Raw genomic sequence first — 16,761 nt, forward strand, 5'->3', positions numbered from 1 at the left:
CTCGTACTCAATCGTTTAATACTCCTATTACTCTACCGGGAACTTTTTATTAAAAAATTTTACTATATTAGCTGTAGATACAGGCGTTTTCAGTTAACTTTACATCCCTTTTGCGCTGACAACAAAACCATGTTAAAACAAGTTTATAGTTCAGTGTTAGGAATACCGAAAACAAATTTTAACTTTCGGATCACAAGTTGGTGCATCAGACAGTGATTATGTCAAACCGAAGTTCATCTTCTATGCCAACGATCGTTCAGCGGGCTACTACCACTAAGTCCGTCTCGTTTGAAGACACATCGATTGCCTTCTCCTCCCAGTCCAATGGGAAACTTCGTAAAACGTACTGGTTATTTGCGTTGATGAATCAAGGTTGGCTGGTAAATTTAGGCACTTTTTTTATCAAACTGGCATTCAAACTTCAACTTCCCGTAAAAAAACTCATTAAGAGTACGATTTTCGAGCAGTTCTGTGGGGGCGAAACCATCCGCGATTGTGAAAAAACCATCCAAAAACTGCACAGCGGCCACGTTGGCACTATTTTGGATTATTCCGTTGAAGGGGAAGACAATGAAGCCTCTTTCGACGAAACGGTTCTGGAAATTCTGCGAACCATCGAGCGTGCCAGTGAATCGAACGACATTCCATTCTGTGTTTTCAAGGTTACCGGAATCGGTTCGACCGATCTGCTGGAAAAAGCCCAGTCCGGAACGGAATTGAGTGACGAAGAAAAGAACGCCTACGAACGGATTCGCCAACGGGTCGATGTCCTCTGCAAAAGAGCCAGTGAGCGCAGCGTCCGGATTTTTATCGACGCCGAAGAAAGCTGGATTCAGGATACCATCGACAAACTGGCCTACGAAATGATGGACCGGTATAACCACCAGCAGTGTATTGTCTACAATACCTACCAGTTGTACCGCTCCGACAGTTTCGACAACCTGAAAAAAAGCACACAGACTGCCCGTTCCAAAGGCTACTTCCTGGGAGCCAAACTGGTACGGGGTGCCTACATCGAGAAGGAACGCATTCAGGCCCACGAAGGAGAATACCTCGATCCCATTCATCACACGAAAGCAGAAACCGACCGTGATTTCAACCAGTCCGTTGAATTTTGCCTCGATAACCGCGATACCGTGTCAATTTGCCTCGGGACTCACAACGAATACAGTTGCCATTATTGCATCAACCGGATGCAGGAACTCCGGATTGCACCCAACGATACGCACATCTGGTTTGCGCAGTTGCTGGGAATGAGCGACAACATTTCGTACAATCTGGCGTATGCCGGCTACAATGTGGCCAAATACGTTCCCTACGGCCCTGTTGAAGCCGTAATGCCCTACTTATTCCGCCGGGCCGCCGAAAACAAGTCGATTGCCGGACAAAGCAGCCGTGAGTACCTCCTCGTGAAGAATGAGCTGAAACGTCGGAAAAGCTGTCAAAAATAAGTAGATAGACCGATTTTAGGAGCTTTACACTCCAAAACCGTCACCCGGCTGGCCGCTGACCAAGTCTGACCATCCGGGTGATTTTATGTTATAAGTCATGGTAAAGAAAAGTCCGCTGAAGTTTTTTTTGTTGAGTCTGCTACTAATTGCGATCGATCAGTCCTCCAAACTCCTGGTGCATTTCAATATGGAACCGGGGTTTGCGGGGCAAATCCGGTTGATTGGTGACTGGCTTAAATTGCACTATGTACTGAATCCGGGCATGGCCTTTGGCATGCAGTTGGGTCACGAATACGGCAAATTGCTGCTGAGTCTTTTTCGGTTGGTGGCCATGGCCGGTATCGGCTGGTATCTGGTGCATCTGGCGCACCGGGGTGCCCCCAACGGGCTGTTGTGGGCGATGGCAATGATTCTGGCCGGTGCCGTGGGCAATGTCATCGACAGCACGTTCTACGGCGTTTTTCTCGACAATGCGCCCTATGGCTCCACCACGCCCTGGTTTCACGGGCAGGTCATCGATATGGTCTTTGTGGATGTCTGGGAGGGCTTTTTGCCTGATTGGGTACCGCTCTGGGGCGGTCAGTACTATTCGACGCCCATCTTTAACATTGCGGATTCCTGCATCTTTGTCGGCGTCTGTATCATCCTGTTTTTCCAACGCCGGTTTTTCCGGGAGCAACACGAAGAGGACGGCCTGCTGCCCGACGATCTGTCGCCTGATACGGCCTCGGTGCTTCCCGCCAGCGAGTTTGGCGAAACCACCCCCACCGACTCGGATTCAACCGAAAAAGATCCTGATCCGGTTTCAACGGACGATCCGCAATCCAGCCCTCAGCGCCCCCGGAACTCGCCGGACGAAAGTACTCACGGACTTTAATCCATATGATTTGGGAACAATAAAGATCACACGTACTAACTGATTTAAACAAAATAACCGCCGGATTCACATTTTGGCTTATTAGCCCACTGCTTTAGCTGTGGGAAAAACAAAAAGTAACCCCTATTCACAGAACCGTTTTAACGGTTTTATGATCCTTCAAAACCGTTAAAACGGTTTCGCAATGACTCGGTTTCACTTTAATTTACCCACAGCAGAAGCAGTGAGCTGATAAACATTTACTTCGGCGGTTATTTAGTGAGTACGTTATTGCCGGCTGCTGGTCTGTTTCTCTTCCAACGGTGTAAAATCCTTGAACATCTGCTTCAGGGCCTTGTCGCTCGCTTCCGACTTGCTTTTCCAGGCGGCATCCAACTCCAGCGCCACCAACCCGGACAGGCTTAGGGCCGCGCGGAAATCATCCAGTTTCCGCACAAAATCCTGGTTCCGTCGCGTGGCCTTCAACGCAAATTCACGGGCAAAAACATCGCCTTTATTCTGCAGTTCACTTTTTTTGCTCATCACGTAATTGAACCGGTCGAGCAGGTCTTTCATCGATTTTCCAATCACTTCCGTAGCCTCCAACGTCCCCATCGTCAAAACCGCTGTTCCTCCCACTGCCGAAACATACCGTAAATTGGTTTGCACCGTCGTGCTTTTGTTGTTGGCAATAACGGCGGGCGTTACCCCCGTTACGGCCCCCAGCGAGGCATTGGCGACCGAGCGGTTCCGCTTCCCTTTTTTGGCCCGGCGATAGCTTCTTTTCAGTTCTTCTTCCTTTTCGCCCAATTGCTCCAGTAAATTCCAGGCCGTTACGAGTGCCTGACGGTATTGGGCGTAATAATAACGGTCTTTTTCATCTTCGTTCACCGCGTTATAAATCGTAAAATTGATTTTGCGCTCCGCCCGGTTCTGGCCCTTATCCAATGCAAAGAACACGATCTGAAACGTCAGTGAATCATACGGATCCTTGACGAAATCATAACCGGGTTTCCAGATGAACTCATAGTTGGTTTCGGTATTTTTCCGCAGCGCACTTTTCGGCACATCCTGGCTTTCCGACAGAAAATCGAAGGTGGTAATGTCGTCGTCGCCGTTGGGGTCGCCCAGGTAAAACTTTAGGTTGACCGTCGCGTTTTCTTTGATCTTTACCCGTGGTTCTTCCGGGATCAGGGTGATTTCCGGCGGCACATCCATCTGCGTCACTTCCACTTTTAGCCGCCCTTTTGTCCGGGATTTGGCGGGTTGATCTTCAACCCAAAATTCAATGTATTGCCCCTTGTTGGCCCTCAAATGGTTGAACTGGTTGAGTGACAACTGCCACGTAAATTCGCCCTGCGCCGTCAGTTTCGAATTTTCCGGCATCTGATCGGCAATGGGAATAAAAACCACGGGATCATTGTCTTCGTCGCGAACGGCGGCCGCGTCAATTTTATAAACATTCTGGGTTTTGTTCCGAACGTAAAAAGGTCGCAAATCACCAATAATCGGAGGTCGGTTGACGTGCTGCACTTTGATATCGACCGATTGCGTGGCGGTTTCGCCTTGTTTGTTGCGAATTTCGAAAATCAGCGGAACGCTTTTGGTCGTATTGATCCGGTCGGCAATGTCAAAACCCGGCGTCCACCGGAAGTGGCCCGTGGAGTCCAGCGTCATGCCTTCCATCTGTCCCTGCTTAATGGCATAGGTCACCGAGTCGGTCTTGCTCCCAGCGACTCGGATCTGCACATCAATGCTCTGGCCTTCCGCGACGACATTCCAGTTCGCGTTTTGCCGGTCCAACTGATGAGGTAGGATTATTTGAAGAGATTTAGCTTCCTGCGCTAAAGCGGTCAGTCTGGTTAAGATTACGAATAAAGTAACTATACTCCCTATTTTTTGAAACATGAGGAATCGTCACCGATGGTTTGTAAGTGTAACGTAAAAATAATAGATAGATTTCATGGAAACCGTAAACACAACGTATAATTGATGGAACGATTCTGAAAGCGCCCTTTATTTTGTATTAATTTAAGAAAAAGTTGACGCAAAAAGCCGCTTAATCTCAGGTTTACGGATAGCTGATAAACAAAAAGCCGCCCATTGCTGGACGGCTTCCGTTCTCTTTACAGAGTCTGTTAGTTTTTCTTCGGAGCGGGAGTCGTCGGTTTCGCCGTCGTTGGATTGGCCGCTGGTTGAGCGGCTGCCTGTTTCGACGGAAGCGCAACCCCCATCTTTTTAAATACCAGTTCGGTCACATCGTTTTCCTCGGGCGCATACAGCAGAACCGGAATCGTACCGGAACCCGCATCGAGGTTAAAGATGAACGTAAAACCGCTCTCTTTGGCAACCGCGTCGATGTTCTTCTGGATTTTCTGCATCACCGGATTCACCAACTGGTTGTATTTCGTTTGCAACTGCGTCGACGAGTTCGCCTGGAACTCCTGAATCCGCTGCTGCAGTCCCTGCAATTCTTTCTCTTTGTCCGCTTTGATCAAATCAGACATCTGGGCCTGACCTTTTTCGTAGGAAGCCAGTTTGTCCTGAAACTCCTTGGACATTTCCTGGTAATTTTTCTCCAACTGCGTACGCTGAATGGTAATCTGGTTTTGAATATCTTTGCTTTCCGGCATATTTTGCAGGATGTATTCCATATTCGTATAACCAATCTTCACAGAAGCCGTCGGGGCCGCTGTCGTGGCCGGTTGTTGCGCCTGTGCCCACACCTGGCTACCTCCTAATAGCAGAGTTACTGCCAGTGCAATGAGTTTGTTTTTCATTTCTACCTCGTTATTTTGGTTGTTTTGTAGGTTTACTGGTATTAGATTTAGAATTACCGGCCGGGTTTAATTCTTTCTCCGGCGGATTGGTACTCACGGATTCGGAGGTTGCGGTAGTTTTGGCTTTCTGATCGGCCGTCAACCCCAACTCTTCCATGACGTAATCGGTATAATCGTGCTTCGGATTGGTGAAAAGCAGGACAACCCCTTCGCTGGCTTTATCGAGCACCATGTCCAGCCGTTTCTGAGCCGCCACTTTGTCGATGGCCCGGATCACGGTTTCGGTCACGGGTTTCATCAAGTCTTTCTTTTTTTCAAACAATAACCCCTCGTACCCAAACACTTTATTGTTGTACTCCCGCGCTTCGCGCTCTTTATCGCTAATGATCCGCAACCGATCCCGCTTCATGTCTTCCGTGAGCAGGATTTCTTCGGCCTGGTAGGTCTTTTGCAACTTATCGATCTCCGAATATTTATCCTGAATATCCTTCGACCATTTCTCGGCAAATTTGTCGATCTCCGTCAGCGCTTTCTGGTAAGCAGGCATCTTGCTCGTAATAAACTCCGAGTCTACATACCCAATTTTTTGCGCCTGTAACGACCCAAGAGCCGAAAAGGAGAGCAAAGTTACAAAAATAAGTCCTTTTTTCATGACATTTTTTGAAACAAAACCAGTGTGCTTCGACATTATTTTATTCTGCATGAACCCATTACAGTCAATGGGTCACCTGTTTTGCATCTTCTAATAACGTCTTGAAGACCGATTTCTTATCTGATCTGCTGTCCGATTGTAAAGTGGAACTGACCACCCGGTCCGACCCGTGTCGGAGATCCCGGCATCCGGTCGAAACCGTAACCGTAGTCAATTCCGATCAACCCGAAGGCAGGCATAAAGATCCGTGCGCCCGCACCAACCGAGCGTTTCAGGTCAAACGGGTTGTAACTTTTGAAACTTCCCCAGTTATTCCCTGCCTCCAGAAAGGTCAAAACGAAAATCGTCGCCGACGGGTTCAGGGAGACCGGATACCGGAGTTCCATCACATACTTGCTGAAAGCCAACCCGCCCTGTGACCGTTCCAGAGTCGTTGGTGAAACACCATTCAGACCTGTATAAACGTCACGATCGTTGTAGCCACGCAACCCGATGATGTCTTGTGCGAGGGCAAACTGACCCGTACCGGCCAAACCTGAACCACCCAACACAAACCGTTCAAAAGGACTGAAAACGGTGCGGTTGTTATACCGACCCAGAAAGCCCATGTGCGCGCGGGCATTTAAGACCAGCTTCCCGGTCACGGTAGCAAACCAACTGGCATCGAACATCCATTTGTGGTATTCGACCCACTTGTACCGGTCTTTCACGTCCACGTTCGCATTCGTCGTTTTGTTCGAGAATGCCGAGTAAGGTGGGGTGAACGTGGCCAGCAGGGAGATTGATGAACCCGACCGGGGGAACTGCGGATTATCGATGCTGTTCCGGGCCAGGGTGCTGTTGAACGTGATGCTATTGGAAGTACCGTCGCGCAGACCGATGCCAAAAATATCGTAGTTGTTCAATTCATACCGCTGGTAGGTCAGCGAATTGCTCAACTGGAAAAAGTCATCCGGGAAACGCAACCGGCGTCCCAGCCCCAGAGAAATCATGGTGTTTCCGTAGGAACCCAGGAAGTTTTTACCGTAGGCACTCGGGTTGGTATACAACTGGTTATAATCCGAAATGCGGTAGACCGTCCGCGACAAACTGACGGAGAACGAGTTAGGCCGTTTTCCACCCAGCCACGGTTCGGTAAACGTCAGGGAGTAGGTCTGGAACTGCCGCCCGTTGGCCTGAAAACGCAGGGCCAGTTTCTGCCCGTCACCCGCTGGCAACGGCCGCCAGGCTTTCATGTTCGTGATGTTGCGCGCCGAGAAGTTGTTGAACACCAGACCCAGCGTACCGACAAACCCGACGTAACCACCCCAGCCACCGGATAATTCAATCTGGTCACTCGGTTTTTCTTCGACCGTATATTCGATGTCTACCGTGCCGTCAGGCTGCGGAACCGGGTTGATGCCGATTTTTTCCGGATCGAAATACCCCAGTGTTGACAATTCGCGCTGCGTCCGGATGATGTCGGTTTTACTGAACTTCTGACCGGGCAGCGTCCGGATTTCCCGCAACACGACGTGGTCGCTGGTTTTGGTGTTTCCGTTCAGGATGATCCGGTTGATGGTGGCCTGCTTGCCTTCAAAAATGCGGAATTCAATATCGAGCGAGTCCCCTTCCACGCTTTTGATTACGTCTTCGGCGTTGAAATACAGGTACCCGCGGTCCATGTAAGCCGAGCTTAAATCGCTGCCGGGAATCCCGTTTTTCTTTTTCTCGATGTCCTCTTTGCTATAGACATCGCCTTTTTTCAGCCCCAGAACCTGCGTTAACTGTTCATCGGTATACAGGTAATTGCCTTCCCAGCTGATGGTGCGAACGTAGTATTTCTGCCCCTCGTCAATGTTCATGATGATATTGACGGTCCGGTCGTCGTGGGCGTAAACCGAGTCGAAGGTGACAGCCGCATCGCGGTAGCCTTCCTTGTTATAATATTCGACAATCTTCTGTTTGTCTTCCTCAAATTTCTTCGGAACGAACTTGGAAGGTGTGAACAGGCGGCCAAACCGCATCTGTTTGGTGCCCTTCATTTTCATTCGGATTTTCGACTCGTCCACCAGTTCCCGGCCGCGGATCTCGATATTATGAATCTTAACCTTGCTTCCTTTGTCGATCGACACCCGCATGGTGGCCTGGTTGCGGGTGCTGTCGGTCGGCACCGACAGGATTTTGACTTTCGTGTTCAGGTAGCCTTTCTCAACGAAATACTTCTTCACACTCAGTTGCGTATTTTTGATTAACGTATTGGAAATCAGACGGCCCAGGTTCAATTTTATCTTGTCTTTCAGCGCGTCCTGTTCTGATTTTTTAATCCCGACGAACGTTACCTTGTACAGACGGGGTTGCTCTTTGATCGACACATTGAGGGTTACCTGCGAACCGTCGACTTTGGTGGCCAGGATCTCGACGTCTTCGAGCAGTCCCTGTCCCATCAGGCGTTTGATGGCCCCGTTGATGGCTTCGCCCGGAATCCGGATTTTATCACCGACTTTCAAACCCGTCAGCGAGAGCAGGGAGTTAGGATCGAGGTATTTGTTTCCGGTTACGGTAAGCCCTTCAATTTCGTACTCTTTTGGATCGGCGTAGTTCAGATCGATGAGGGAAGGTGTTGAGGAGACTGGTGTCTGGCCCGTTGTAATGCGCCCGCCCCCGAATCCTGGCCGAACCTGCGCCTGAGCCGACAGCGCGATGAACAGCGTCAGCGAGACCACTCCCGCCCAAAATCGTTTCCTGTTCAAAAATACCAAGGTGGTAGGAGTTCCTTTCATACGTCACTTTACGAGTTGTTCACTGGTTTTTCCAAAACGCCGTTCACGGTTCTGATAGGTCAGAATCGCTTCCCACAAATGTGGTCTACGGAAATCGGGCCACAACACGTCATTAATAATATAGAGTTCTGCGTAAGCCAATTGCCAGAGCATAAAATTGCTGATGCGGTGATCACCGCCCGTCCGGATCATCAGATCCACCTCGTCGATGCCTTCGGTTGCCAACGCACCGGCAAACACGTCTTCATTGATCTGGTCGGGCGTCAGGGTACCGTCCTGTACCTGTCGGGCCAGCTTTTTGGTGGCCTCCAGAATATCCCATTTACCGCTATAACTCAACGCGAGATTCAAATTCAGGCCGTCGTTGTTTTCGGTCAACCGGATGGCTTCGGCCAGTTCCGACCGGCACTCTTTGGGCAGCGTACTGATGCTCCCAATGGCCGTTAACCGAACGTTATTTTCCATCAAGGTTGGCACTTCGCCCCGGATGGTGTGCACCAGCAGGTGCATCAGCGCATCGATTTCCATCTTGGGACGGCTCCAGTTTTCGGTGGAAAAGGTATAGAGTGTCAGGTACTTCACGCCCAGTTCTGCACATCCTTCGGTTACTTCCCTGACGGCTTTGATTGCATTCCGATGGCCGAACACCCGTGCAGCTCCCTGCTTTTTGGCCCAGCGTCCATTTCCGTCCATAATAACGGCGATGTGTCGGGGCAGATTGCTCAGGTCAATGAGTTCTTTCATTCAGCCGGATTCGTTTTAACAAACTTTAACATAAAGACGGCCCGACGAGGTGGGCCGATCAAAATCAGGCTGCAAGTTACTAAAAAGCACACGGTTTTAAAAGGCATGAGGGAGCGAAGGGACGAGGGAGTGATTTATATTTTCACGCCATCGATCTTTCACTCCCTCACGCTTTTAGACCCTGTTGGGGATAAAGTAGGGGTAGGTGGTACTGCAACGGGTGTCAGGCGTCGCTTTTTTTGCCAAGCAATCCCAGAAAACCCTGAAACCGCTCCCGGTAAGCCGCTCCCAGTGGAATCTGGTGGCTTCCAACGGAGATGCTCCGGTAGGAATAACTGGTAATTTTAGACAGGTTGACAATGTAGGATTTATGAACCCGCAGGAATTGTTGCCGGGGAAGGACATTTTCGAGGTTGGAAATGGTGTCGTTGACAGCAACGACTTTTTGTTGTCCGGCAATCTTACAATAAATACCGTAGGCCTGTACGTAGTCGATATCCGTGTAATCAAACCGCTGAAACGTGTGCCCGGTTTTCAGGAAAATGAAGGGATAACCAGTCTGGCTTCCGGGCGTAAGCCGAACACTCAGCGCCCGGTTGATGGCCCGCGTAAAACGCAGAAAGGTGAAGGGCTTGAGCACATAATCGACAATACCCAGATCGAAACTGTCGACCGCATACTCCGCATTGGTCGAGGTCACAATAACCGGAACGTGTTTTGAAAAGGAGCCAATTAAGTCGAATCCGTTCAGACCCGGCCGGTGCATGTCCAGACACACCAGATTGTATGACTTTTGACGAAGCAATCCCAGGGCTTCGGTCACGGAATGGCACACGTCGGGTGGTAAAAAAAACGGCAATTGGGTAATGTAATCTCTCAACTCCGTCCCGGCTTTGGCCGAGTCATCCACAATGAGGCATTTTTGTAGATTCATAATCATTCGTAGTAGACTGAAATTCAGGTTTGAGAAACGTTATCTGCGGAAAATTTCCGGGGTTCCCAAAAAGGTATCAATTCAACCAATACTGTATTGAACTGAACGATTTAGTACACAAACGTGAAAAAAAACCACACAAAACCGCGATCCCGATCAACTGGAAACAACGCCCAACCTTCAAAAAGGCCTATCTTTAAATCCTTCTTATCGGAGAAGGGTATTCAGGGCGGACCGGGTGGTACTCTCGCTTTGAACGATAGCACAAAGGACGGACAGAAAAACATGGCAATCCTGCCAAAATACTAGGGCAATCCTGCCAAAAAGGGTAAAATAACGTGTTTGGAGAGGTGTTTTTTCGATAAAGCAGGATGGTAAGGACAAAACTGGGGACAAGTGGGCGAAATTGGACTTCAACGCGTTGGTGCTATCTGTGCATCGGCCTCCTGCTGACGGGCGGGTTTCTTGGGGTAAGCCCCGCGTGTGCGGACACGCCGTATACCATCAAAGTACAGCATTATTCCGTGGCAGAAGGGTTACCCAATCGGATCGTGATGACCATCGGGCAGGATCATCAAGGCTTTGCCTGGATTGGTACCATGAATAATGCGTATCGATTCGACAGCCATTCGTTCAAGGCACTTCCGCCCGAACAATCTGCCAGGGAAAGTTCATTGGCTTCCGTAGTTCATGCCATTCGTACTGATTCAGAACGGAATCTATGGTTTTTTAAAGCCTGGTCGTCCAGCGACCATGAACAGATTGAAATCCTGGCTCCGGGGCAGCAGAAGCCCACTTCATTTGAAGCTTTTTTTCACCGAAAGCTCCCTTTTGATGCCGATGAGATGATCGAAATTGGTTCGCAGGAGAATGGTCCCCGGCAGTCAACAGACCCTATCCTGGTGCCCTTGCGGAATGGCGACATTTGGCGGTATGAGGGAAAAGGTCATTTCAAGCGGTTGTATCACCATACCGTATCATCCAATCAACTCGTTTCATCGTCCGACAAACTCATTAATCTGCATGTGACGCCTACCGGGACCCTACTGCTGGTTTTCTCCCGGGAACCAACACGCTACCCTACCAGCCAAATTCCCTTCCTGAACGAATTAGTCGAACTTTGGTCCAACGGAACCGTTCGCCGGCGGCAAGCCATACCGAATCGGCTGTTTCCGGTGTGGGTAGACCGCCTGGGAACGATTTACCTGAACAATGAAAAATTCTTTTCCCCCGGCAACAAGGCACAGGACTCTCCCCATCTGACTGAACACCAGGTAGATCGCTTGCTCTATCGACTTACTGAAGACGGAAGGCTGATCAATGTGCCGATTTCTTTTCCGGCCAATCCGTTCCCGGCCCCCAATCAGTATAAATTTACGGGAAAGGGCTGTAAAATGACCTACGACGCCAGACACCAGTTGTTTTGGATTATTAGCAAAAGCGTCCTGTTCGCCTGGAGCCCCAAACACGGTATCGTTTTCAACCTGGCCGCATCGGGCTTTCCGGTCACCAGCGTAGACGAATTCAATCAACTATTCGTTGACCGAACTGGCGCTGTTTGGATCGGTACCAACAATGGCTTTTTTTTGATGACCGTCGAACCAAACCCTTTTCAACGGCATTTCTATAACTCCGACCAAGAAACCGCCACACCTAACCTGAGCACCCGGGGCATTGCTCAGGTTGGCGACTGGCTCTGGATCAATGCAAACTGGCCTTATTTTGGTACCAGTCAGTTACTGAACCTGAAAACCGGACAAAGTCCACAGGTGGTTTTGGGAACCTATGGCCCCGTCGTCCGGGGTCATGATCAGGCGATTTGGGCCCCGGCAACCGGCCACTTTCTGGCCCGGGTCAATCCAATAACGCTGGAGATCCAAAAATATCCCCTAACAAATCCGGCAAGCCTTTGCTGGGCGCTCTGGCAGGACGGTCGACACAATTTCTGGCTGGGTTTCGATGAAGGCCTTTCGTATTTTGACAACCACCGGAAACGAGACCAACCGTTCAGAAAGTATAACCAATACCGGGAACTGGCGAAAAATCGGGTCAACGGTTTTTTTCCGGATTCCTCCGCCGGGGGCCTCTGGGTGGCCGCTTCGTCGGGTCTGTATCTGCTCGACACACTCCGGGGCATAACGGCCCGCTACAGTTCGCAGGACCCTGCCCCCTATCACCTTCCCTTCGACCACCTTACCTTTGTTCATCCCGACCGCAGCCAACCCGGTATCTACTGGCTGGCCACACGCGGAGGAGGGTTAATCCGGTGGGAACGCCAAACCGGTCGCTGGCAACAATTCACGCGGGAAACCGGGCTTTCCAACAACGAAATCTATTCGATTCATGAAGACCGCCAGGGACGTCTCTGGCTGCCCAGTAGCTACGGCCTCATGCGGTTTCAGAAGAAAACTCACCAAACCCAGGTCTTTCTGCCGCAGGATGGCATTACGCACGAAGAATTTAACCTGGCTTCCTATTTTCTGGCTCCGGACGGTCAACTCTTTTTGGGCGGATTGAACGGCGTGACGGCCTTCCGGCCCGATAGACAGATGCTCGAAAAACCGGTCGTTGTTCCTCTCATGGTGACGGATTATGAACAGCTCAACGCCAGCACCGGCCAGCGCACGGATCATCTTGCGGATTTCAACCGGGATCAACAGATTTCCATTCCTACCCAAAACCGGTCGTTCTCTCTGACTTTTGCACTGCTCGATTACCGCTACGGCCGTCAATTTCGGTTATCCTACCGCATTGTCGGCTGGCAGAATTATTGGACGTCCCAACTCCGGCGGGATGTGGCGATCAATGGTCTGCCCCCCGGCCAATACCAACTTCAGGTGCGGGCGCAAAATCCTAATGGACAGTGGGTATCCGACACCCTCACAATTCCCATTACGGTTTTGACCCCGTTTTATCAACAGCCGTGGTTCGTAATTCTGTGTCTCCTGAGCCTCTTGTGGGTAATCGTTGGTATTTTCCGGTGGCGAAACGAACGGTTGATTCGGGAAACCAAACGGCTGGAAGCGGAAGTAACCCGCCGAACCGCACAAATTGAAAACGACAAGGCCCTGATCCAGCAACAGGCCACCGATTTGCAGGCCAGTGCCACGCTGAAAGCCCGGTTCTTCGCGAACGTTTCGCACGAATTTCGGACCCCACTGACCCTGCTGCTGGGTCCGCTGGCGTATTTATCCAAACGGACTACCGAGCCGGCTACCGCCCGGTTGTTGGCCGGCATGGACCGCAATGCCCGACAGTTGCTGGCCATGGTCAGCGATTTGCTCGACCTCTCCAAACTCGACGTCAACCCGATGCAGTTGACAAAACAGCCCGCCGACCTGTGTGCACTCATCAATCAGACGGTTTCTTCCTTTACCCCCCAGGCAGAGTACACCGGTATTCATCTAACCGTGACAGGAACCTCAAAACCGGTCTGGCTTTTGCTGGATGTAGCCAAAATGGAGACGGTTTTGAAAAACCTGCTGGCCAATGCGCTGCATTTTACCCCCGCCGGTGGATCGGTTACCGTCCGCTTATTCGAACCGGCAGACTGGGTGCACATCGAAGTGAGCGACACCGGCAGCGGCATTCACCCGAACGACCTACCCCACATTTTTGAACGGTATTACCAGTCACAACAACCCGATGCTCCGCTGCGGGGAGGCACCGGAATCGGGCTGGCTTTGTCGATGGAATATTGTAAACTCTGGGGTGGAGGTTTAACGGTCGACAGCACCCTGGGGAAAGGCAGCACATTTGCCCTGACCTGTCCCTACCAGCCAACTGCTCCGCAGGAAACAATTCCGGCACCGGAAACCAAAAACCCCGAGCCGGTTTTGGCCGAAGCTAAAAACCACCATTTGTCTACCCGAATTTTACTGGTCGAAGACAATCCCGACATGGCGGAGTATCTGGAAACGATCCTGAGTCCGTATTACCTCCTCCACGTGACGCGAAACGGACGGGAAGCCTGGCAGTGGCTGAGTGCCCTGCCGGTGGCCGACCAGCCCAACCTGATTGTTACCGATCTGATGATGCCGGATATGGACGGATTGGCCCTGGTCAACCAGATTCGCCAGCAACCGACAGTTCGCGCGATCCCGGTGCTGATGCTGACCGCCCGAACCAGCCAGGACGTCAAACTCGAAGCCCTCCGCCTGGGCGTTGCCGATTACGTTACCAAACCGTTCGACCAGGATGAGCTGATCACCCGCATCGGTAATCTGCTCGAACGCTCGCAGGAACGTACCGCCTGGCAGCAGCAGCTTCCGTCCGAAACCGCTGGCTCGCCGGTTCCGATGGACGAAGAATGGCTTTTGCAGATTGAGCAACTGATTCTGAAAAATCTGACCAATACCCAGTTTCAGGTCCATTCGATTGCCGACGCCGTTCACAGCAGCGAGCGGCAGTTATACCGGCGACTGAAGAAGCTGACCGGTTTCTCGCCCAATCAGTTCATGCAGGAAATCCGGCTTCAAACCGCCCGCGAATGGCTCGAAAACCAGCAGTACAGTACAGTTAAAGAAGTATGTTATGCCGTTGGTTTTCAGGATGTTGTCTATTTTTCGCGGCTGTTTCTGAATCGCTTTGGCCGGTATCCGGCAACCTTTCTCCGGACGGCAGACGTATCGTAGCTTGGGCACTTTTATAATTCCATCAGGCTTTTCAGATTGTCATGAAAACTGCTTCCGGTTAGTAGCTGTGTAGCTTTTTTGTCCCGCATGATAACCGCATACTTTCCGTTAAAATGCCGCTGAATTTCCTGAATATGGCGGGAATTCAGAAGAGTCGAGCGGCTAATCCGGGTGAACGAATCCGGCAATTTTTCTTCCAACGTCGAAATGGTATGGTTGGTCAGAAACTGCTGGCCGTCAACGGTATGGAGAAACACGTATTTGTCTTCGGCTTCAAAATAGGCAATGCTGGCGAGCGGAATCAGCAAAATGCGGTCGCCGGTTTTGACCGAAATGGAATGCAGTTCTTTTTTGGGTTTCAGCAGTTCCAGAACGTGCCGTAAATCCGGACTGGAACCCGTCGGTGCCGAATGCGATTTGCGAATGCGCTCGACCGTTTTTTCCAGACGCTCCGGCTCAATGGGTTTCAGGAGGTAGTCGATGGAGTTTTCTTCGAAAGCCCGCACGGCATAATCGTCGTAGGCCGTGGCAAAAACCACAATCGGCAGATACGGCAGTTTCGCCAGCATCTCAAAACCGTTCAGTCCCGGCATTTCAATATCCAGAAAAATAAGATCCGGTTCGAGGGCTTCCACGGCTTTCAGGCCTTCCAGCCCATTCCCCGCTTCGCCCACAATCTCAAACGTGTCGCCATACGCACCCAACAAACGCCGGAGCCGGTTGATGGCCAGGGGTTCGTCGTCCACCAACAAGGTTCGGAGCGGAAATTCGGTAGCCACTTTCATGATTGAATCGGTTGGTTTTCAACAAATAGTGTTTTTCGAATCGCATCCGGAGGGTTATTCAGCCGTTCTTTTTTTATCTGCACTACCACTTCTTTACGCGGTTTATTTTCAACGATCAGACGGGCATCGTTGCCATACAGCAGTTTCAGCTTGTCCTGAATGCTTTGCAGTCCGTAGCCGGCCACGAGTTCTTCCGGAAATACCGGCCCGTTGTCGTGAATCCGGCAACTGAGCCAGCCTTCTTCTTCCGTAATCCGCAGAATAATGGCGCCCGGCCCGGCCACTTTCGAAATTCCGTGTTTGATGGCATTCTCGACCAGTGGTTGCAGCAAAAACTGCGGAATCTGAACCTCGTTCAAAGCCGGATTGAGCAAATCGATGCGGTAGGTCAGCCGGTCGCCGAAGCGCACCTGCTCCACGTCCAGATACGTCCGAACCATCTCCAGTTCGTCGGCAATGGTGTTGAAATACCGGTTTTTCATGCCGGTCGTATACCGAAACAGTTTCGACAGCAGCACCACCATGCGTTCGGCCCGGTCGGGTTCGTCGTGAACGAGACTGGCGATGGAATTCAGGGCGTTATACAGAAAATGTGGATTAATTTTGGCTTGCAGGGCTTCCAGTTCGGCCCGGGTTTTCAGTTGTTCCAGGTGCAGCAACTGGTATTCCTGTTCGGTAATTTTGCGCGTCACATGGCGGGCCCGTTGCTGGAAATAAAAAAACAGGTTGCCGACCCCAATCGGCCCCAACAGGTAAAGAATCGAGGTATTATTCCCACGACTTCGGTAGAGAAAGGTCTGCGGCTGGTTAAAATACGTAAGAATCCATCCTTTCCACATTAGAAAATTGATCCCTCCTACCACCACCAGTAAGATGAGCGACAGAACCAGGTGCTGCCCCAGAACCGACGAAAAACGATGCGCGATCAACCCGAAAAATGAACAAATCAGCAATACAAAAACCGCACTGATCAGGTTATTTAAACAAATCATGATGGTGATTTCTATGTACTCACCGGTCGGGTTAATCAGTTCCAGCGTGAAATAAATGATTCCACTCAGGCCGTATACCAACATCGCGCAAACGACAATCGAAATCAACCAGTCGCGCAGGTTATTCTGCACAAACCAGCTTCCGGATTTCAGACGTTGAAAGGAACTCAT

The 16,761-nt window shown here is 50.7% G+C and carries 11 protein-coding genes; 3 read left to right on the forward strand and 8 right to left on the reverse strand.

The window, feature by feature from the left end; all coding sequences use genetic code 11:
• Window positions 1-242: 242 nt before the first annotated feature.
• Entirely contained in the window at window positions 243-1,451 is a 1,209-nt protein-coding gene (locus tag F0P93_RS12985; protein WP_225309473.1) for a proline dehydrogenase family protein, read from the forward strand.
• A 97-nt stretch (window positions 1,452-1,548) separates the two neighbouring features.
• Window positions 1,549-2,328 carry a lipoprotein signal peptidase gene (locus F0P93_RS12990; RefSeq protein ID WP_150876847.1) on the forward strand — a complete coding sequence of 260 codons (780 nt, stop codon included), beginning with the start codon at window positions 1,549-1,551 and terminating at the stop codon, window positions 2,326-2,328.
• A gap of 267 nt (window positions 2,329-2,595) precedes the next feature.
• Here F0P93_RS12990 and F0P93_RS12995 read toward each other — a convergent pair whose 3' ends face one another.
• The 6 genes from F0P93_RS12995 to F0P93_RS13020 form a co-directional block, all read right to left on the reverse strand.
• Window positions 2,596-4,215: a hypothetical protein gene (locus F0P93_RS12995; protein ID WP_150876848.1), complete on the reverse strand. Its 1,620-nt coding sequence runs from the start codon at window positions 4,213-4,215 to the stop codon at window positions 2,596-2,598.
• Window positions 4,216-4,445: 230 nt separating this feature from the next.
• The gene (locus F0P93_RS13000) at window positions 4,446-5,087 is read right to left on the reverse strand and encodes an OmpH/Skp family outer membrane protein (protein WP_150876849.1); all 642 of its coding nucleotides are present in this window, start codon (window positions 5,085-5,087) and stop codon (window positions 4,446-4,448) included.
• A gap of 10 nt (window positions 5,088-5,097) precedes the next feature.
• Window positions 5,098-5,739 carry an OmpH/Skp family outer membrane protein gene (locus F0P93_RS13005; RefSeq protein ID WP_150876850.1) on the reverse strand — a complete coding sequence of 214 codons (642 nt, stop codon included), beginning with the start codon at window positions 5,737-5,739 and terminating at the stop codon, window positions 5,098-5,100.
• Between the two features lie 116 nt (window positions 5,740-5,855).
• A complete protein-coding gene (bamA, locus tag F0P93_RS13010) occupies window positions 5,856-8,471 on the reverse strand; it encodes an outer membrane protein assembly factor BamA (protein WP_225309474.1) in 2,616 nt (871 codons plus the stop codon).
• A gap of 33 nt (window positions 8,472-8,504) precedes the next feature.
• Window positions 8,505-9,245: an undecaprenyl pyrophosphate synthase gene (uppS, locus tag F0P93_RS13015; protein ID WP_150876852.1), complete on the reverse strand. Its 741-nt coding sequence runs from the start codon at window positions 9,243-9,245 to the stop codon at window positions 8,505-8,507.
• 223 nt (window positions 9,246-9,468) lie between these two features.
• Window positions 9,469-10,179 (reverse strand): LytR/AlgR family response regulator transcription factor, encoded by a 711-nt coding sequence (locus F0P93_RS13020; protein WP_191908803.1) that lies wholly within the window; start codon window positions 10,177-10,179, stop codon window positions 9,469-9,471.
• 524 nt (window positions 10,180-10,703) lie between these two features.
• Between F0P93_RS13020 and F0P93_RS13025 the strand changes: the two genes are divergently transcribed.
• Window positions 10,704-14,813 (forward strand): hybrid sensor histidine kinase/response regulator transcription factor, encoded by a 4,110-nt coding sequence (locus F0P93_RS13025; RefSeq protein WP_191908804.1) that lies wholly within the window; start codon window positions 10,704-10,706, stop codon window positions 14,811-14,813.
• Between the two features lie 11 nt (window positions 14,814-14,824).
• On the opposite strand, the gene F0P93_RS13030 is transcribed toward F0P93_RS13025, so the two are convergent.
• A complete protein-coding gene (locus tag F0P93_RS13030; protein ID WP_150876855.1) occupies window positions 14,825-15,598 on the reverse strand; it encodes a LytR/AlgR family response regulator transcription factor in 774 nt (257 codons plus the stop codon).
• Complete coding sequence (locus F0P93_RS13035; RefSeq protein WP_191908805.1) at window positions 15,595-16,761, reverse strand: sensor histidine kinase; 1,167 nt, start codon at window positions 16,759-16,761, stop codon at window positions 15,595-15,597. Before F0P93_RS13035 ends, F0P93_RS13030 begins: the two co-directional genes overlap by 4 nt.

The organism is Larkinella humicola, assembly GCF_008727875.1.
GTDB lineage: Bacteria > Bacteroidota > Bacteroidia > Cytophagales > Spirosomataceae > Larkinella > Larkinella humicola.